Below are 20,097 nucleotides of genomic sequence, written 5' to 3'. Positions count from 1 at the left end.
ATTTTTACCTTTCTAAAGCATGTTCAAACCCATATTGAAAAGCAATATTATATTATATTAAATTTAGATTACATTCGATTCTTTGCTATATTTTTCTATCGTTTTGAACAACTTAATTATTATAGTACATTTTGATGATAAATACATTAAAGTAGAATTAAGGATTGATAATGAGATGGAAAACAAACCGTTCGTGAATGTAGAGTATTTTGCTCTAAAAAAGTTAAAAATTTACCGAGATAGTGTTTTGCGTTTTTTATTAAGAGCGATAATGGCTAGTATGTTTTTAGGCTTCGGAGTTATAGTAGCATTTAAATCAGGTCATTTCTTTCATGCTGCGTATACACCATTTGCCTATCCAATGGCTGCTATAACAATTACTGTCGCCATCCTTCTAATTGCATACGGTGGTGCTGACCTATTTATAGGAAACATATTTTATTTTGCCTATACTGCCATAAGAGGAAAAATGAAATGGCCAGATGTGTTACATTTATGGCTTATATCTTACATTGGAAATATACTAGGTGCTGGTTGTTTTTCTTTATTAATACATATAACAGGATTATATAACGACCCAACAGTAAAATGGATCTCCTTTTGTATGCATCAACAAGCCAACCATATTATTGAATCATTTTGACTCTAAACAATACAAAAAAACTACGGAGCTTATAGCTCGTAGTTTTTTTTATTGAAAACTTTATCTTTTTTGAATTTCTTCCATTAAGATCTTATTTAATAGTGGTGGATTCGCTTGACCTTTAGTCGCTTTCATCATTTGACCAACAAGGAAACCAATAGCTCGGTCCTTACCATTTTTAAAGTCTTCAATTGATTGTGGGTTAGCATCAAGAGTTTCAATAACGATTTTACGAAGAGCGCCCTCATCAGATAATTGTACTAAACCTTTCGCTTTTACAATTTCATTTGCGTCTCCGCCGTTTTCGATTAACTCAGTGAATACTTTTTTCGCAATCTTAGAAGAGATTGTACCGTCTGAAATTAACTTAAGCATACTAGACAAGTTTTCTGGCGTTAAAGCAACATCATGCAGTTCTTTTTGTGATTTATTTAAGTACGCTGAAACTTCACCCATTAACCAGTTAGATGCTAATTTTGCATCTGCACCATTGTTTACTGTTTCATCAAAGAAATCAGACATTTCTTTTGTTAAAGTCAATACCATTGCATCATATGCCGGTAAACCTAATTGCTCTACATAGCGTTTTTGACGAGCATCTGGAAGCTCCGGAATACTTTGGCGAACACGTTCTTTCCACTCATCATCAATGTATAGTTCAACTAAGTCTGGTTCTGGGAAGTAACGGTAATCATCCGATCCTTCTTTTACACGCATCAGGATTGTAGTCTTTGTAGCTTCATCGTAACGACGTGTTTCTTGTTGGATTACTCCGCCAGATAATAAAACTTTTTCTTGGCGAACTTGCTCATGCTCTAGTCCTTTTTGAACGAAAGCAAATGAGTTTAAGTTCTTTAATTCTGCTTTTGTACCAAATTCCTCTTGTCCAAATGGACGTAAAGAAATATTCGCATCACAACGAAGTGAGCCTTCTTCCATTTTTACATCTGATACCCCACTGAATTGAATAATTGACTTAAGTTTTTCTAAATATGCATAAGCCTCTTCAGGAGTTCTCATATCCGGCTCAGAAACGATTTCAATTAATGGAGTTCCTTGACGGTTAAAGTCTACTAATGAATATCCTTCATCTGTATGATTTAACTTTCCAGCATCCTCTTCTAAGTGAACGCGAGTAATACCGATACGTTTCTTTTTGCCACCAACTTCGATTTCAATCCATCCATTTTCACCAATCGGCTTATCAAATTGAGAGATTTGGTAAGCTTTTGGATTATCAGGGTAGAAGTAGTTTTTACGGTCAAACTTTGTTTCAGTAGCAATTTCACAATTTAATGCCATTGCTGCCCTCATACCAAAGTTTACAGCTTCTTCATTTAATACTGGTAACACACCTGGATAACCTAAATCAATTACACCAGTGTTTGTATTTGGTTCTGCACCAAACGCATTAGGGCTTGGTGAGAAGATTTTTGATTTTGTTTTTAATTCTACGTGTACTTCTAAACCGATTATCGTTTCAAAATTCATCTTTCCCGCGCCTCCTTATAGTTGTGGTCTTTGTTTTGTAAAGTCAGTTGCTTGCTCGTATGCATGGGCAACTCTGTAAATTGTAGACTCATCAAAATGTTTACCGATAATTTGTAATCCTAATGGAAGACCATTATGGAAACCACAAGGAACAGAAATCGCAGGTACACCCGCTAAGTTAATCGGAATCGTTAAAATATCATTTGCGTACATTGTCATTGGATCACTTACTTTTTCGCCTACTTTAAATGCAGGAGTTGGTGTAGTTGGGCCAATAATAACATCATAGTTTTCAAATACTTTCTCGAAATCTTCTTTTATTAATGTACGTGCTTGTTGAGCTTTTTTATAGTAAGCATCATAGTAACCAGAACTTAACGCATAAGTTCCTAACATGATACGGCGTTTTACTTCGTCTCCAAAGCCTTCAGCTCTAGTTTTCTTATAAAGATCTATTAAGTTTTCTACATCAGCTGCACGATGACCGTAACGAATACCATCGAAACGAGCTAAGTTAGCAGATGCCTCAGATGAAGAAATTAAATAATATGTAGCTAATGCATATTTAGAATGTGGTAATGAAACCTCTTCCCAAGTAGCGCCTAAGCTTTCTAATAAATTTAAAGCAGCCATAACAGATGCACGAGCTTCTTCACCAACACCTTCTCCTAAATATTCTTTAGGTACAGCGATACGAAGACCTTTTACATCACCTGTTAAAGCCTTAGCAAATGAAGGAACTTCTACATTTGCTGAAGTTGAGTCACTTGCATCTAATCCTGAAATTGCTTGTAATAACAATGCATTATCTTCTACATTTCTAGTTATTGGACCAATTTGGTCTAGAGAAGAAGCAAATGCTACTAAACCAGAACGAGATACACGACCATATGTAGGTTTTAAACCAACAACTCCACAAAATGAAGCTGGTTGACGGATTGATCCACCTGTATCAGAACCTAAAGAGAATAATACTTCTCCAGCAGCAACTGAAGCTGCAGACCCACCGCTACTTCCGCCTGGTACGTATTCAGTATTCCAAGGATTACGAGTACCACCGAACGCAGAATTTTCATTAGATGAACCCATTGCAAATTCATCCATATTTAATTTTCCGATCGTAATGCTTTCAGCTTGTGCTAATTTCGTAACAACTGTCGCATCATAAATTGGATTGAAGTTCTCAAGAATTTTACTCGCACAAGTAGTACGAAGACCCTTTGTAACGATATTATCTTTTACACCGATAGGCATACCAGCAAGAATTCCACGAGACTCATCCCAAGGCTTTTCATCAAGTGCTTTTGCTTGTAGACGCGCTTGCTCTTCATTTAAAGTTAAAAATGATTTTACTTCACCATCAACTGCTGAGATTCGCTCATAAGATTCATTTACTAATTCTTCTACTTTAATCTCTTTTGATTTTAATTTGCTATGTAATTCTGAAACTGTATATTCAAATAATGACATTCTAATTTCCCCCCTTAATCCAATATTGACGGTACTTTAACTTGTCCATCTTTGTGGTCTGGTGCATTTTTAAGTACCTCTTCAATTGGTAAACCTTTACCTGGCTCATCTTTACGTAATACATTACGCATTTTTAGGACATGTGTAGTTGGTTTCACATTTGTTGTATCAAGTTCACCTAACTGCTCAGCAAAATCTAAAATTGCTCCAAGTTGTTTTGAAAACTTCTCTGCTTCTTCCTCTGTCACCGCTAAACGCGCTAAATGAGCAACGTGCTTAACTTGCTCCATTGTAATTTTTGACATTTATATGCACCTCCATATTATTCGCACAACATACAATATACTGATAATACCAAATTTCCCATGTGTCGGGCAACATTCCACTTAAATACAAGTAAAATAATTACAGACTGTTCTTCAAACGCTCTCTTTCTTCTTTACTTCACCTAACAGAAGCTCATTATGGTATAGGATAACTCCGCTCCTCATTAGGTTAGATGAACCTCGAAAGAAATTCGCTTTCAAACAGTCTGTCCTAAAATTCTTACATATAAAATTAATCAAACGTTTGTTTAAATATGGACTAAATTTATTCGGCAAGGATTCTTGTTAATTCAATTCCATATTTTTTAAAATACTCAATTGAATAATCATCTGGATAACCTACATTATATACAACTCTAGTAATCCCCGCTCCATTTATCATTTTCGCACAAGCTCGACACGGTGCAGTTGTACAATAAATTGTCCAATTATCACCTTTCGTTTTTTGAATCCCTGATTGTACTAATTGATAAATCGCATTTTCTTCAGCATGGAAAGCATCACAAGGATACTGATCTGAGTATTTGCCACTATCTAATGACCCTTCCTGGCGAGCAGCAAAACGTGGACATCCCCCATCAATACAATGCTTAGCTCCCTTTGGATACCCATTATACCCAGAAGCAATTATTCTATTATCACTTACAATAACTGCCCCAACCCTTCTACTTCCGCAAGTTGAACGAAGAGAAGTTATAAATGCCTGTCCTAAAAAATAAGAGTCCCAATCATCGCGAGTTCCTAAAGGAATTGAATCTACTAATTGAATTATTCTCTGTAAAATTTGCATGGTATCCCTTCTCTCTGTTCACTATTATTTATTTAAAATTATAGCATAATAATATGGGGAAGGTTGATTTAGAAGTAAAGTATTGAGCATAACAAAAAGAGCGTAAATTGAATTACGCCCTTCAAGGTATTTTATCAATCATAGTATGCAGCTGTTCCATAACCTTTACCACTAGAAGATTTTACTGTGATATAAAATTCAGCACCGTTCCCACCATCTAAATTTCTATTTAAATTCCTCCATGTAAGTATTTTCCCATCTGAGGATATTTCAGTTGGTGCTCCTACAATTTGTGATGTGCCACCATCGGAATCTCTGAGAGTTACCTGTAATTTTCCACCTGTTGAATTACTATTAATTCTTACTTGAAAATCTCCTCCACCTGATTTAATGATTGATGGAAATCTCCAAGCTTTAGTGCTATCTACATAAATACTAGGATCAGCACCTTTATAATCCCAAATACCGGCTACTAAAGGAACAGCTACAGTTGCATGTGTATTATTATCTTTTTTTAGTCCCTTTTAACGCTCTCCTAATTCAGTAAATTTTAACAATCAATGTTAATACCACTAGATTATAATTTTCTAACAACTAATTATTGAACACATATCACTATGTTTGTGAATGTTTACACAATAAATTGTTCATATATAGATAAAATTCAGCTATTACCTGTTTCTTGGAACTTAATACTTCCTATTTTTCTCTGTTCATTCAAGAAAAAAGAGGTTTTTAATAATATCACCTATTTATTTGTGGCAATAAAAAAGGATAGTTAATCCAAATTATAGTGACATTTTACTAGCTATTAATTTAGAGTTATTATCGTATACAAAAGTTTTAAAATTATAATCGAGAATAAACCAATGGCTATGTATAGTAAAACTCTCATTCTCTTTTCAAATATTTTGTTATCCATACTTCCCTCCCGACAAACTATGGAATATGTATCCATTATAAGAATTCCTAACTGATTGTGTTAATCCTATTAATATCATATTTGATAACAGTGAACTCCCACCATAACTTAAAAATGGTAGCGTAATACCTGTTACAGGTAGCAAACCTATTGTCATTCCTATATTTTGAAAGATTTGAAAAGCTAATACCGATACCGTACCTACACAAATCAAAGTTCCAAACAAATTATTGGCATTTTTCAATGCATCTAAAGAAATACTCACTATTCTACTTAGCAATAGAAAAAACAAAGCTATGCATAAAGCACCTCCAACAAATCCAAACTCTTCACCTATATTGGCAAAAATAAAATCAGTATGTTCTTCTGGGATGTAGACAACTCCATTTAAGTATCCTTTTCCAGAAAGTTGGCCAGTACCAATTGCAAGTAAGCCCTGTTTTGTTTGAAATCCAGCATCACTATGCTCAAATGGATTTAACCAGCCTTCAATTCTACTTCTCTGATGAGGCATTAATAAAGATAATATTCTTACTTCAAAGTAATTCGGAAATTTAGTTAAAATAACTAAAAGAGTAGATATCATAAGTGTAGGAATTGATATTAAAAATAACACAATTGATGTTTTAATCTTAGAACACAATATGATGGAGAAAATAATGACTAGAAAAATCATAGTCATTCCAGTGTCGGGTTGTTTAAGAACAATTAAAGAAGGTGGCAACGAAATAAGTAGAATTTTACATAACAATATTAAATCCGTTTTTACATTGTTTATTTTAAATATCTTATTATGTTTATCTACCAACGCACTAATACTTATAAGCAAACTTATCTTCATAAATTCTGAAGGTTGAAATGAACCAATAAACGGTAGCTGAAACCATGCTTTTGCCCCGTTAACTGGTCTTGCAATACTTTCAGGAGCAAATATTAAAACAATTAAAAATACAATACTTGTTCCATAAATAATCCAGTTTATCCTTTTGATTCGATTAAGATCAATTTTCGCAACTAATATAGATACTGTAAGTCCAATGAAATAAAAAATACTTTGCCTTACTACAAAACTTCCCTGATACTGACCACTTTTACTAGCCGAATAGATCGCAATTATACTAGTAAACATTAAACAAAACATTAAAATTAGCATTATCAAGTCGTAGGATTTAAAAAGATCTTTTTTAGGATTCATACTCAAAGTCCTCTAACATTCATTTCTTTTAACCATTATACTAATTGCTTGATTCCATTTACTACGGAACAAGCTGATGTTTCGAAAAACGTTCTATTTTTAGACATACTATAGACAAAAGTAATTTTTATCTTTTGATGATAAATAAGAAATGAAATGTAATACAAAGAAAACCCCACAAAGAATTAATTTCTTCGTGGGGTTTTTTCTATTAAAGGATGTTTATAAAACAAACCTTTACTCTATTTATTAAAGCATTTCTGAAGTTGTTTTACCTTGCATGTGAAGAACTAGGTAGTCTGGTCCGCCTGCTTTTGAGTCAGTACCTGACATGTTGAATCCACCAAATGGTTGGTAACCAACGATTGCACCAGTACATCCACGGTTAAAGTATAAGTTACCAGCGTGGAAATCTTCACGTGCTTTTTCGATGTTTGCACGGTTGTTAGAGATTACAGCACCTGTTAAACCGTATTCAGTGTTGTTAGCAATTTCTAAAGCGTGATCGAAGTCTTTAGCTTTACAGAATGCTACAACTGGTCCAAAGATTTCTTCTTTCATTAAACGAGCATCTTCAGCAACGTCAGCAACGATTGTTGGTTTAATGAACCAACCAGTAGAATCGTCTCCTTCTCCACCTGTTACTACACGGCCTTCTTCACGTCCGATTTGTACGTAGCTCATTACTTTATTGAAAGCAGCTTGGTCATTAACTGGACCCATGTAAGTTGAACGGTCTTCTGGGTTTCCAACAGTTAATTCGTTTGTTAATTCGATTGCACGAGCAAGAACTTGATCATACACATCTTGGTGAATTACTGCACGAGAACATGCTGAACATTTTTGACCAGAGAATCCGAAAGCAGAAGAAACGATTGATTTAGCAGCTAATTCTAAATCAGCTTCTTTATCGATTACCATTGTGTCTTTACCGCCCATTTCAGCGATAACACGTTTTAACCAGATTTGACCTGGGTTTACTTTTGCAGCGCGCTCATAAATACGGATACCTACTTCTTTAGAACCAGTAAAGCTGATGAAACGAGTGCGTGGGTGATCAACTAAGTAATCTCCTACTTCAGCACCGCTACCTGGTACGAAGTTTACTACTCCTGCAGGTAATCCAGCTTCTTCTAATACTTCTAAGAATTTGTAAGCAACTACTGGAGTTGTACTTGCTGGTTTTAATAGAACAGTGTTACCTGTTACTACAGCAGCTACAGTTGTTCCAGCCATGATTGCAAATGGGAAGTTCCAAGGAGAGATTACAACACCAACTCCTAATGGAATGTAGTTGAAACGGTTATATTCACCAGGACGGCTTTCAACAGGAATTCCGTCTTTTAATTGTAACATTTGACGAGCATAGAACTCTAAGAAATCAATTGCTTCAGCTGTATCAGCATCTGCTTCATTCCAAGGTTTACCAGCTTCTTTAGTTAATAAAGCTGAGAATTCGTGTTTACGACGACGAATAATTGCAGCCGCACGGAATAAAATGTCAGCACGAACTTCAGGTTTAACTTTTTTCCATGTATTAAAAGTTGTATCAGCAATTTGCATAGCTTTTTCAGCTAAGTCACGGCTTGCTTTCGATACAGAACCAATAACTTCTTTATGATTTGAAGGATTTACAGATACGATCTGTTCTTCAGTAAAGATACGCTCTCCACCAATGATTAGTGGATATTTTTCACCTAAATAAGATGAAACTTTTGCTAATCCTTGTTTGTATTGTTCTTGATTTTCCTCTAAGCCAAAGTTTGTAAATGGCTCATGTTTGTAAGGTATAACCATTGAATAAATCCCCCTTTAGTTTGAAAATAGCAACAACTGTAACCGTTTTTCTATCAGTGTTTTCAGTCAATTGCTAGTAGAATAACTACTGTATAAAAAACTCACATATACATAATACAATATTCCTATATATTCTTCAAATATGAAACGCTTACAGATTCTTCCCTTTTATTAAAAAAAGGAAGAGTTGTCCTCTTCCTTTTAGTTATAAATATGCACACTTGGTTCCTTAGCATCTACATCTTTTACGATGAGTGCTTCCTGTCCATTTGATGAGAATATATTCGTCTCAACCTTTAAGTATGAAGGGAAATGGTCCATCATAAGTCCCGCTACATATTGAGTAAAAGCTATGACTTCTGCCTTACCATAAAATTGCATAGGTATATCAATTTTTAGTTGTATTAATTCATTATCCTTATAAAAACCAGTACCTACAACACCAGTATAATTCGGAAAATAATTTTCTATATCTGATTTAAAATTAACCATTTTCATTGCATCATCTCGGTAATCTGCAGTTGCAGCAGCTGAAGGGAATAAATAGTATTTCTCATTTATTTTATCCCAGTTGCTTATTGAGAAGTCATTTCCAGACACTGAAGTCATAGCAACATAGTTTCCAGGTACTACAGATGACTGACTTTGCTGACGGAAAATAGCAAATGTGATTGGTATATCTTTAAATTCGTCCATTTTTCGCACTCGCGTTAAAATTTCTTGTGCGATCGCTTTACCTTGTTTAATCATTTCATCTTGAGGAATTTTAAGCTCTCTTGGGTAGCCGTGCTCCTCTTGATAATAATAAACAGAGTTCATTGCTAAACCAATTGCTACGCCCTCAACTTTAACTTCTTTTCCGTTCTTTTTTAGATAATCCTGCTCTAAAATTGAATTTAAAAATATCGGAGCTTGTTTAGCTTTTTGATCTTCAGTGAGATTTTTTGTATCCGTTTGAATTGGATTCAATCCGTCATTTGTAATCGAACTTGGTTTTAAATTTGCGCTCTTAAGTGCATCTTGTTTTTGTTTAAATTGTGAAGGAGTATACTTCCTTTTTAGCCAAGATTCCACCGTTTTTTTACTTAATAATTGTCCTTCTTGATACAGGTAATCTTTTGTTGAATATTGCTCTTGTACAATTCGCATTAAACCTAATTCAAATTCACTAATATCAAGTCTATTATCGATATTTGCAACGACAGCACCTCTTGTTTTACTCGGTTTAAATGGAAGTATTGTCTTGTAGTAATCATTTGAAATTGAATAACGGGGAATAATTGCGTCTTCCCCTTTTTTGCTATTGCTCTCTTGTACAACCTTATCTTCATTCTTTAATGATAATGAACAGCCAGATAAGATGAGCGAAAAACAACATAGGAGCATTCCTATACGTTTTTTCATCTAACTCACACCTTCTACTTATTAAGTGAACGAACTACTATCATTAATCCGTCCTCTAGTTGATTGTAATATTATTGTGGTTGAAGCTCTTTAATCATTCTCTCTTCATCCCAAATCTCGATATTTAATTTTCGTGCAGCATCTAATTTCGATCCAGCTGCCTCACCTGCAATGACTAGATCAGTACTCTTACTAACACTTCCTGCTACTTTTGCGCCAAGTGCTTCTAACTGCTTCTTAGCCTCACTTCTAGTCATCTGTTCTAGCTTACCAGTTAATACTACTGTTTTACCAGCAAAAAGAGAATCCATATTAATATTTTCTACTTGAATCCCTTTATATTCAGTATTTACTCCAACAGTTTTAAACGTTGAAATAAGTTCTTTTACTTCGTCTTGTGAAAAATAATCATTAATTGACTGGGCCATTTTAGAACCAATTTCATTAATTCCGGTTATTTCCTCAACCGATGCTTCCATCAGTCGATCAATTGTTTGGAAATGCTGAGCTAATGTTTTTGCTGCTTTAGCTCCAACATGACGAATACCTAAACCAAATAATAATTTTTCAAGTGAATTTTCTTTAGAAGCTTGAATTGCAGAAATTAATTTATCTGCTGACTTTTCTCCAAATCGTTCAAGTGATAATAATTGTTCTTTCGTTAGAATATAAAGATCTGTAAATGTCTTAATCAAATTAGCATCGAATAGTTGTGATACTACTCTTTCACCTAGACCCTCGATATTCATTGCATCACGAGACGCAAAATGAATTAATCCTTCACGAATTTGAGATGGACAGAAGGGATTTACACAACGTAGTGCTACTTCACCTGTCACTCTTATTAACTCATGATCACATGAAGGGCAGTGAGTTGGCATTGCAAAAGGCTGTTCATCACCAGAACGACGATCTAATAGTACATTTACTACTTCAGGAATAATATCTCCAGCTTTGCGAATAACGACTGTGTCACCAATTCGAATGTCTTTTTCTTTAATTAAATCTTCATTATGAAGCGATGCACGTTTTACTACTGTACCTGCAACACGAACAGGTTCTAAAATTGCAGTCGGTGTTACCACACCTGTACGACCAACACTTAATTCGATATCGACTAATTTGGTTACAACCTCTTCAGCTGGGAACTTATATGCAATAGCCCATCTTGGTACTTTTGCTGTTGATCCTAACTTTTTCTGAATACTGTATTCATCCACTTTTATGACAATTCCATCAATCTCATAAGGCAATGATGGGCGTTTATCTTTCCATTCTTCAACGTATTCAATCACTTCTTCGATTGTATGGCACGTTTTGCGGAAAGTATTTGTTTTAAATCCAAGTTTGTGAAGATAGTCTAATGCTTCGCTATGCTTTTGAATTGAAAATTCCTCAGCTGTAGGGAATCCATAAACGAAGAACGATAAATCTCTCTTTGCAACAATTTTCGGATCAAGTTGGCGTAATGAACCAGCCGCTGCATTTCTTGGATTTGCAAATAATTCTTCCCCATTCTTTTCACGCGATTCATTAACCTTTTCAAAGCTAGCTTTTGGCATGAATGCTTCACCACGAGCTTCTATTGTAATTGGCTCAGAAAGTCTTAATGGAATTGCTTTAATGGTCTTTAAATTATGTGTAATATCTTCTCCAACTGTACCATCACCACGAGTTGCACCTTTGACAAACAATCCATTTTCATATTGAAGTGAAACCGCTAAGCCGTCTATTTTAAGTTCACAAACATAAGATACTCCCGCAGAATCCTGTCTAATTCTTTGGTCGAAATCTCTTAAATCTCCTTCATTAAACGCATTTCCTAGGCTTAACATTGGATGACTATGAACGACTTTTTCGAACAAATCAATTGCCTGTCCACCTATACGTTGTGATGGAGAATCAGGTGTTAACAGAGTTGGATATTGTTCTTCTAATTCAATTAATTCATGTAATAGTGAGTCATACTCGGCATCTGGCACTGATGGCTGATCTAATACATAATACTCATAGTTGTACTGATTTAATTTTGTTCTTAGTTCTTCAACTTTATCAATGATTTTTTGATCCAAGAGCTCTCCATCCCTTCTATGCTTTCGTAATTGGAGCAAATTTTGCTAATAAACGCTTAATACCAACAGGACTTGGGAATGCAATATCTAACTCCATTGCTTCGCCTTCTCCTTTTACACTTACAACTGTACCAATTCCCCATTTACCATGAGAAGCTTTATCTCCAACTCTCCAACCTAGTGACTCTCCACCTGTTGTTTTCATTGCCACCGCTGGTCTAGATACAGCACGGCGCTCAGTTACTACTTTCTTATTAGCACGATCTAATAGCTCATCAGGAATTTCATTAATAAAGCGAGATTCTTGGTTTACACTAGTGCGACCATAAAGTGTACGTGTTTGAGCATTTGTAATATATAAATTCTTTTCAGCACGTGTTATTCCTACATATGCTAATCGTCTTTCTTCTTCCATTTCTTCTTCATCCATTAAAGAACGGCTATGTGGGAAAATACCTTCTTCCAAACCGATTAGAAACACTACTGGGAACTCTAATCCTTTTGCAGAGTGAAGCGTCATAAGGATAACCTCATCTGCTTGTGACTCTTCTTTATCGGCTTGATCGATATCAGACACTAAAGCTAAATCAGTTAAAAATGATACTAAACTTTTATCTTCACTGCTTTCTTCAAAAGCGTTTGTAACTGTTAAAAACTCTTCAATATTTTCGATTCTTGAAGCAGATTCAATAGTATTTTCATCTTTTAACACTTGGATATAGCCTGTTTTATCAAGAACTTCCTCAACAAGCTCGGTAACTGATAAATAATCCAACATTTGCTGCCAGTTTTTCGCCATAGCATGGAAATCTCCAATTGCTTTCGTAATTTTTCCACTTAATCCAACGAAGTCAATTTGCTCTAAAGTATCTGATAGAGATAGGTCATTCATTATGCTATAGTTAATAATTTTATCTACAGATGCCGCTCCCACACCACGTTTTGGGACATTAATAATTCTTGAAAAACTAATCTCATCATCTGGATTTGCAATAAATCTTAAGTAAGCAAGTATATCTTTAATCTCTTTACGATCATAGAACTTTACTCCGCCGACCATTTTATAAGGAATATTAGACTTAACTAAAACTTCCTCCATTGCACGTGATTGCGCATTCGTACGATAAAGAATAGCAACATCACCATATTGATGAACTCCTTCTTTTTTCCACTCGGCTAGCTTTCCAGCCACAAAATATCCTTCGTCCTGTTCTGAGGCAGCTCTAAAATAATGTATCGGTGTACCTTGTCCATTTTCTGTCCAAAGCTTTTTCGCTTTACGGTTTGAATTGTTCGTAATAACTGCGTTAGCAGCATCAAGAATCGTTTGAGTCGAACGGTAATTTTGTTCTAACAGAATTACTTGTGCTTTATCATAATCTTTTTCGAATGAAAGAATATTAGAAATATCTGCTCCACGCCAGCGATAAATTGATTGATCTGAATCACCAACTACACAAATATTTTTAAATTGCTCGGCAAGCAATTTTACAATTTTATACTGAGCATGATTAGTATCTTGATACTCATCCACGTGAATATATTGAAATTTTCGTTGATAATATTGTAGTACTTCTGGAACACGTTCAAATAAATTAATTGTCATCATAATTAAATCGTCGAAGTCTAATGAATGATTTTTACGTAGTCGATCTTGATAAGATGCATAAATTTCTCCAACAACTTTTTCAAATGGAGTAAAAGCATCTCTTGAATAATCTGCAGCAGTTTGCAGTTCATTTTTTGCACTACTAATAGAACCTAGAATACTACGAGGATCAAATTTCTTTGAATCTAAGTTTTTCTCTTTCAGAATATTTTTTATGACTGTTAATTGGTCAGTTGTATCTAATATAGAAAAGCTTCTGTTAAAGCCAATTCGATCAATATCTCTACGAAGAATGCGCACACACATTGAGTGGAATGTGGAAACCCAAATATCTTCTGCATCTTTTCCAACTAGATTAAATATACGCTCTCTCATCTCTCTAGCTGCTTTATTTGTAAAGGTGATTGCAAGTATATTCCATGGAGCGACACCTTTTTCTCCTAATAAATAAGCAATTCGATGTGTTAGTACACGAGTTTTACCTGAACCTGCTCCAGCCATAATTAATAAAGGACCATCAACCGTTTTAACGGCTTCTTTTTGCATTGGATTTAAACCTTGCAATAATTCTTCTGCTGTTTTCATTACTTCGTCGCTCCTTCTTTCACAGCTTTCACAGTAAGTAAAGCCTCTTGTAAGTTATCATATATAATGTTCCCAACAACAATCGTATCAGCAAATTGCTTCATCTCAATTGCTTGTTGAGCTGATGAAATTCCCCCGCCATAGAATAATTTCGTATTGTTTAATACTTTTGAAACTTCTTCTACCACCTGAGGTGAACCATATGTTCCGCTATATTCTAAATAAAAAATTGGTAATTTTAATAATTGCTCAGAAACTTCCGCATACGCGACAATATCTTCTATTGAAAGATCTGTTACTGCATTTGTCAGCTTTGCAGCCTTACAATCTACATTTAATATACAATAACCTTCCATTACCAATTCTTCGGCATCAACTAAATGAGCGAATTCTTTCATTGCTTGTTGATGCATTCCAATAATCCACTTTGGATCATTACTATTTAAAACTGTCGGGATAAAGTAGAAATCATATCCTGGAGTTACGGCTTCAAGATTTGATACCTCTAAAATACATGGTACTGCATAGCGTCTTATTCTAACTAGTAGAGAGATCGTAGCATCTAACGTAACATCGTCCGTTCCACCAACTAATATTGCATCCGTTCCTGACTCACAAATTTTTTCTAATTCATCATCAGAGATTTCTTTGTTTGGATCTAATTTAAATATGTGATTCCATTGTGAATAATCGTACATTTTGTCCTCCGGAATTGTTTTTTACATTAATTTATCTATTTTTATTAAGTACTTTTTATCAAAAATATAAATGTATTGTATCTTATTGAAATGGAAAAGTAACCCTACGTCCCCATTTTAAGTAATTAATACTAATTGTTTCCTATGATATTGAAACAATTAAAGGGAAAAATGGTAAAGAGTGATGTAGTCACTGATACTTATTATAAGGGGAGTTACTGTTGAGACCAAATATTAGCATTATAAATGCACTTATCCGTATAACTGCTGGCTTAACAATTTTAGCTTACGGCACAGCAAAACTTACACGCAGAAGATGTAGTAATTCTGTCATCATTTTAATCATAATCGGTGCCATGAAAGTTGCAGAGGGAGTATTACGTTTTTGCCCAATGACTGCTCTAGGTAAGAAATGTAAGATTATGGCAGATAAACACGACGAGGGAGATACATTCGAAGATTATGTTCAACCTTCATAAAAGTAGTTTATCAAAAATGGAGTAGATTGTATAGATAAAAATAGAACACTAGTTCTTATTTTAACAAGAAATAGGGTCGTCATTGATCATAAATGACGACCCTTTCTTTCTAATTATTTACTTTAATTGCTTTATGACCTATATCGTGGCGATAGAATAAGCCATCTGATTGAATCGTATCAATTTGCTTATATACATTTTCGAAAGCTTCATTAATGGAGCTTCCTTTATGTGCAATAATTAATACTCGTCCACCATTTGTAACATATTCATTATTTTCAAGTTTCGTACCGGCGTGGAATACCATTGTTTCATTACTTACATTATTTAATCCAGATATTACAGCACCTTTTTCAGGAACTTCAGGATATCCATTTGCAGCAAGCACAACTCCAACAACAGCTTCCTCTGACCATTCTAAATTAATTTCTTCTTCATTTAATATTGCTAATAATACTTCAGCTAACTCACTCTCTAAACGAGGTAATACAACTTCCGTCTCTGGATCGCCAAATCTTGCATTAAACTCGATTACTTTAGGTCCCTGGCTTGTTAACATTAAACCAGCATATAGTATTCCAGTAAAATGTCTTCCTTCAGAAATCATTGCTTCTGCGACTGGTACTACTATTTCTTTTAAAGATTGTTCAACAACTGACTCTGAGATTTGTGGTACTGGCGAATAAGCACCCATACCACCCGTATTAGGTCCTTTGTCTCCATCATAAGCACGTTTATGGTCTTGGGCGATTACCATAGGATAAACCTTATTCCCGTTAACAAATGACATTAGCGAGAATTCTTCGCCCTCCAAATATTCTTCAATTACTACTGACGCACTTGCATCGCCGTACTTTTCATCAAGTAGCATGTCATGAAGGCTTACAATTGCTTCTTCAATTGTCATCGCTACAACTACACCTTTACCAGCTGCTAATCCATCAGCTTTAATAACAATCGGTGCACCAACTTTTTCAACATATGCTTTTGCTTCTTCAAAACTAGTAAACGTTTCATAAGCTGCAGTCGGGATCGCATATTTTTTCATTAAATCCTTTGTAAAGCTTTTGCTTCCTTCAATAATTGCCGCTTCTTTAGTCGGACCAAAAATCTTTAAATTAGCAGCTCGAAAATCATTTACAATTCCGTTCATTAAAGGAACTTCAGGACCAACGATTGTTAAATCAATTTCTTCCTTTTTTGCAAATGCAATAAGTGCTTCATGGTCACTTTCATCAATATTGACAAGTGTTGCAACATCAATCATTCCATCGTTTCCTGGAGCAACAAATACGTCTGTTACATTCTCCGATTGATTTACCTTCCAAGCAATTGTATGCTCACGGCCTCCGCGACCAATGACTAATACTTTCATCTTGTCATCTCCTTATTTCTTAATGTTTAAAGTGACGAACCCCTGTAAAGACCATTGCAATTCCATATTCATCAGCTTTTTTAATTGAATCTTCATCTTTGATTGATCCGCCCGGTTGAATAATTGCTGTAATACCAGCTTTAGCCGCTGCTTCTACTGTATCATTCATAGGGAAAAATGCATCTGAAGCTAACGCCGCGCCATTTGATTTTTCGCCAGCTTGTTCAATCGCAATTTTTGCAGCTCCAACGCGATTCATTTGACCTGCACCAACACCGATTGTCATATGATCCTTCGCTAAAACAATTGCATTTGATTTAACATGTTTTACAACTTTCCAACCTAATTTTAAATTCTCCCACTCTTCTTCAGTCGGTTGACGTTTTGTAGGGACTGTAACTGTTGCATCATCTAATCCAAATGTATCCATATCTTGGCGTAATAAACCACCATGAACAGTCGTTAATTTAGGTGCAAACGAAGGCTTAGTTTCTAAGTCCACTGTTAATAAACGTAAGTTCTTTTTACTAGTTAAGATTTCTAAAGCCTCTTCACTGAATGAAGGAGCGATAATAATTTCTAAGAATAATTCATGCATTTTCTTAGCTGTTGCAGCATCAACTTCACGGTTTGTCGCAATAATTCCTCCAAAAATTGAAACTGGATCAGCAGTATAAGCACGATCATATGCTTCTTCAATTGTAGTGCCTTCGCCTACTCCACAAGGATTCATGTGTTTTACAGCGACAACAGCTGGATTTGAGAATTCGCGTACAATATTTAGTGCTTCATTAGCGTCATTAATATTGTTATAAGAAAGCTCTTTACCATGTAATTGCTCTGCATAAGCAATTGACGAAACTGTTGGCATTGGAGCACGATAGAATGTCGCTTTTTGGTGAGGATTTTCACCATAACGTAAAGATTGTTTTAATTCGTAAGTAACAGTATAGCTTTCAGGATTTTCTTCTCCTACTTGCTCTGTTAAATAATTAGAAATTAATGAATCATAAGCTGCAGTATGACGGAAAACTTTAGCTGCTAATCGACGGTTCGTAGTAATAGAAACCGTATTATTTTCAGCTAACTCAGCTAAAATTACTTCATAATCTGTTGGGTCAACTACTACAGATACAAATTCATGATTTTTAGCTGCTGAACGAAGCATTGTAGGGCCACCGATATCGATATTTTCAATTGCATCTTCAAATGTAACATCAGGCTTCATGATCGTTTCTTTAAACGGATATAAATTTACACAAACTAAATCAATTGGCTGAATTCCTAACTCGTTCATTTGACGCATATGTTCTTCATTTGAACGAACACCTAGTAAACCTCCGTGAATAGAAGGATGTAATGTTTTTACACGACCATCCATAATTTCTGGAAAGTTAGTTACTTCTGAAATACCAATTACATTTAATCCAGCATCTTTTAATAAATTATAAGTTCCACCTGTTGAAATAACTTCAAAATCATGTTTAATTAATCCACTTACAAATTCAATAATCCCTTGTTTATCTGAAACGCTAACTAAAGCTCGTTTTTTCATGATATACATTCCCCTATCTAATCGATTTCATGCTCTATATCTAATCTAATTAACTAAACAATTTTTTTAGTGTTTGCACATATAAAACATGCTCGACACTATGAACCTTCTGCTCAAGAGACTCCTTAGAATCTCCCTTTTCAATTAGAATTTCTTCTTGCGCAATAATTGGACCAGTATCCATTCCTTCATCGACAAAATGAACCGTTACACCAGTCGATTCGACACCTGCTAGGAGAGCTTGACCAATTGCGTCTTTTCCAGGAAATAATGGTAGAAATGAAGGATGAATATTCACTATTTTCCCAGGAAATGAGTCTAAAATTGTCGGACCAATCAATCTCATATAGCCAGCTAAAACGATAAATTCGACATTTAACTCTTTAAGATGGGCAATAATTTCACTTTCATACTGCTCTTTTGATTCATAGTTTTTCGCTGAAAATAAAAATGATGGAATATTTGTTTGCTTTGCTCGTTCTATACAAAATGCATTTGGACGATCACAAACAAGTAACTTCACTTCAGCATTCATTTCTCCGCTTAGAGTTGCATCAAGAATGGCTTGAAAGTTGCTGCCATTTCCTGAAGCAAATACGGCAATCTTCTTCATTACAGAGAACCTCCGCCAAAGGTTACACCTTCACCTGCTTTTGTTCTTCCGATAATAAATACTTTTTCCCCGTCTTCTTCTAATAGTTTAATAGTGTCATGTAAGTTCTCTTCACTAACCGCAAGAACCATACCAATACCCATATTAAAAATATTAAACATTTCTTCGCGCTTCAATTCACCAATCTCTTCTAATAAATCAAAGATTGGTTGGATTGGCCATGAACCATAATCAATTTCTGCACCGATTCCCTCTGGAAGCATTCTTGGGATATTTTCAATAAACCCACCACCAGTAATATGAGCCATACCTTTTACTTCAAACTTTTTAAGGACATTTAAGATTGGTTTTACATAAATTTTAGTTGGGCGTAGTAATTCTTCGCCTAAAGTATGACCTAATTTATCAATGTTTTGATCAAGCGTTAAGCCACCTTTTTCTAATAAAACCTTACGAACTAGAGAATATCCATTACTATGGATCCCGTTTGATGAGATTCCTAATAAGATATCTCCTTCTTTAATGTTTTGACCTGTTACAAGCTTCGACTTATCAGCAATTCCTACTGCAAAACCAGCAACGTCATATTCATTCTCTGGATACATACCAGGCATTTCTGCAGTTTCTCCTCCGACTAAAGCGCAGCCTGCTTGAACGCAGCCATCAGATACACCTTTTACAATTTGCTCAATTCGTTCAGGTACAGCCTTGCCAACTGCTAAGTAATCTAGGAAAAATAAAGGCTCCGCTCCTTGAACCACAATATCATTCACACACATCGCGACTGCATCAATGCCGATCGTATCGTGACGGTCCATTTGGAAAGCTAATTTTAATTTTGTTCCTACTCCATCTGTCCCTGATACAAGAACCGGTTCCTTATAGTTGAATTTGGAAAGATCAAACATTCCTCCAAATCCTCCTAATCCACCAAGAACTTCTTGACGCATTGTTTTTTGAACGTGTTTCTTCATTCTGTTCACTGCTTCGTAGCCAGCTTCGATATCTACTCCAGCTTGTTTATATGCATTCGCCATGTGATGATTTCCCCTTTCAGTTCCTTATGAATAGAT

At 35.1% G+C, this 20,097-nt stretch carries 16 protein-coding genes; 2 read left to right on the top strand and 14 right to left on the bottom strand.

Annotated features, from left to right (window positions below):
* Positions 1-175 precede the first annotated feature (175 nt).
* A complete protein-coding gene (locus ACFVRR_RS16075) occupies positions 176-643 on the top strand; it encodes a formate/nitrite transporter family protein (protein ID WP_387330473.1) in 468 nt (155 codons plus the stop codon).
* Between the two features lie 60 nt (positions 644-703).
* On the opposite strand, the gene gatB is transcribed toward ACFVRR_RS16075, so the two are convergent.
* The 10 genes from gatB to pcrB form a co-directional block, all read right to left on the bottom strand.
* Complete coding sequence (gene gatB / locus ACFVRR_RS16070; RefSeq protein WP_097973982.1) at positions 704-2,134, bottom strand: Asp-tRNA(Asn)/Glu-tRNA(Gln) amidotransferase subunit GatB; 1,431 nt, start codon at positions 2,132-2,134, stop codon at positions 704-706.
* A gap of 15 nt (positions 2,135-2,149) precedes the next feature.
* Entirely contained in the window at positions 2,150-3,604 is a 1,455-nt protein-coding gene (gatA, locus tag ACFVRR_RS16065; RefSeq protein ID WP_387330470.1) for an Asp-tRNA(Asn)/Glu-tRNA(Gln) amidotransferase subunit GatA, read from the bottom strand.
* Between the two features lie 14 nt (positions 3,605-3,618).
* Entirely contained in the window at positions 3,619-3,909 is a 291-nt protein-coding gene (gene gatC, locus ACFVRR_RS16060) for an Asp-tRNA(Asn)/Glu-tRNA(Gln) amidotransferase subunit GatC (RefSeq protein WP_069032659.1), read from the bottom strand.
* 286 nt (positions 3,910-4,195) lie between these two features.
* Positions 4,196-4,720 (bottom strand): deoxycytidylate deaminase, encoded by a 525-nt coding sequence (locus ACFVRR_RS16055; protein ID WP_387330467.1) that lies wholly within the window; start codon positions 4,718-4,720, stop codon positions 4,196-4,198.
* Positions 4,721-5,634: 914 nt separating this feature from the next.
* Entirely contained in the window at positions 5,635-6,837 is a 1,203-nt protein-coding gene (locus ACFVRR_RS16050; protein WP_387330464.1) for an FtsW/RodA/SpoVE family cell cycle protein, read from the bottom strand.
* Between the two features lie 249 nt (positions 6,838-7,086).
* On the bottom strand, positions 7,087-8,634 hold the full coding sequence (gene pruA / locus ACFVRR_RS16045; protein ID WP_387330462.1) for an L-glutamate gamma-semialdehyde dehydrogenase: 1,548 nt from the start codon (positions 8,632-8,634) through the stop codon (positions 7,087-7,089).
* A gap of 201 nt (positions 8,635-8,835) precedes the next feature.
* The gene (locus ACFVRR_RS16040; protein ID WP_387330459.1) at positions 8,836-10,038 is read right to left on the bottom strand and encodes a CamS family sex pheromone protein; all 1,203 of its coding nucleotides are present in this window, start codon (positions 10,036-10,038) and stop codon (positions 8,836-8,838) included.
* 71 nt (positions 10,039-10,109) lie between these two features.
* Entirely contained in the window at positions 10,110-12,110 is a 2,001-nt protein-coding gene (gene ligA, locus ACFVRR_RS16035; protein WP_387330456.1) for an NAD-dependent DNA ligase LigA, read from the bottom strand.
* Positions 12,111-12,126: 16 nt separating this feature from the next.
* A complete protein-coding gene (gene pcrA / locus ACFVRR_RS16030) occupies positions 12,127-14,304 on the bottom strand; it encodes a DNA helicase PcrA (protein WP_097973973.1) in 2,178 nt (725 codons plus the stop codon).
* Positions 14,304-15,002 (bottom strand): heptaprenylglyceryl phosphate synthase, encoded by a 699-nt coding sequence (gene pcrB / locus ACFVRR_RS16025; RefSeq protein ID WP_387330453.1) that lies wholly within the window; start codon positions 15,000-15,002, stop codon positions 14,304-14,306. Before pcrB ends, pcrA begins: the two co-directional genes overlap by 1 nt.
* Before the next feature lie 221 nt (positions 15,003-15,223).
* On the opposite strand from pcrB, the gene ACFVRR_RS16020 reads away from it, so the two are divergent.
* Entirely contained in the window at positions 15,224-15,481 is a 258-nt protein-coding gene (locus ACFVRR_RS16020; RefSeq protein WP_286133437.1) for a YgaP family membrane protein, read from the top strand.
* Between the two features lie 109 nt (positions 15,482-15,590).
* Here ACFVRR_RS16020 and purD read toward each other — a convergent pair whose 3' ends face one another.
* The 4 genes from purD to purM are packed head-to-tail and all read right to left on the bottom strand — an operon-like array spanning position 15,591 to position 20,061.
* Entirely contained in the window at positions 15,591-16,856 is a 1,266-nt protein-coding gene (gene purD, locus ACFVRR_RS16015; protein ID WP_387330451.1) for a phosphoribosylamine--glycine ligase, read from the bottom strand.
* Between the two features lie 19 nt (positions 16,857-16,875).
* Complete coding sequence (gene purH, locus ACFVRR_RS16010; protein WP_387330449.1) at positions 16,876-18,411, bottom strand: bifunctional phosphoribosylaminoimidazolecarboxamide formyltransferase/IMP cyclohydrolase; 1,536 nt, start codon at positions 18,409-18,411, stop codon at positions 16,876-16,878.
* Between the two features lie 49 nt (positions 18,412-18,460).
* Positions 18,461-19,024: a phosphoribosylglycinamide formyltransferase gene (gene purN, locus ACFVRR_RS16005; RefSeq protein ID WP_387330447.1), complete on the bottom strand. Its 564-nt coding sequence runs from the start codon at positions 19,022-19,024 to the stop codon at positions 18,461-18,463.
* Entirely contained in the window at positions 19,024-20,061 is a 1,038-nt protein-coding gene (purM, locus tag ACFVRR_RS16000; protein WP_387330445.1) for a phosphoribosylformylglycinamidine cyclo-ligase, read from the bottom strand. Before purM ends, purN begins: the two co-directional genes overlap by 1 nt.
* Positions 20,062-20,097: the final 36 nt, after the last annotated feature.

Source organism: Gottfriedia sp. NPDC057948, from assembly GCF_042887255.1.
GTDB lineage: Bacteria > Bacillota > Bacilli > Bacillales > Bacillaceae_G > Gottfriedia.
This window is presented reverse-complemented; position numbering and strand designations above follow the sequence as displayed.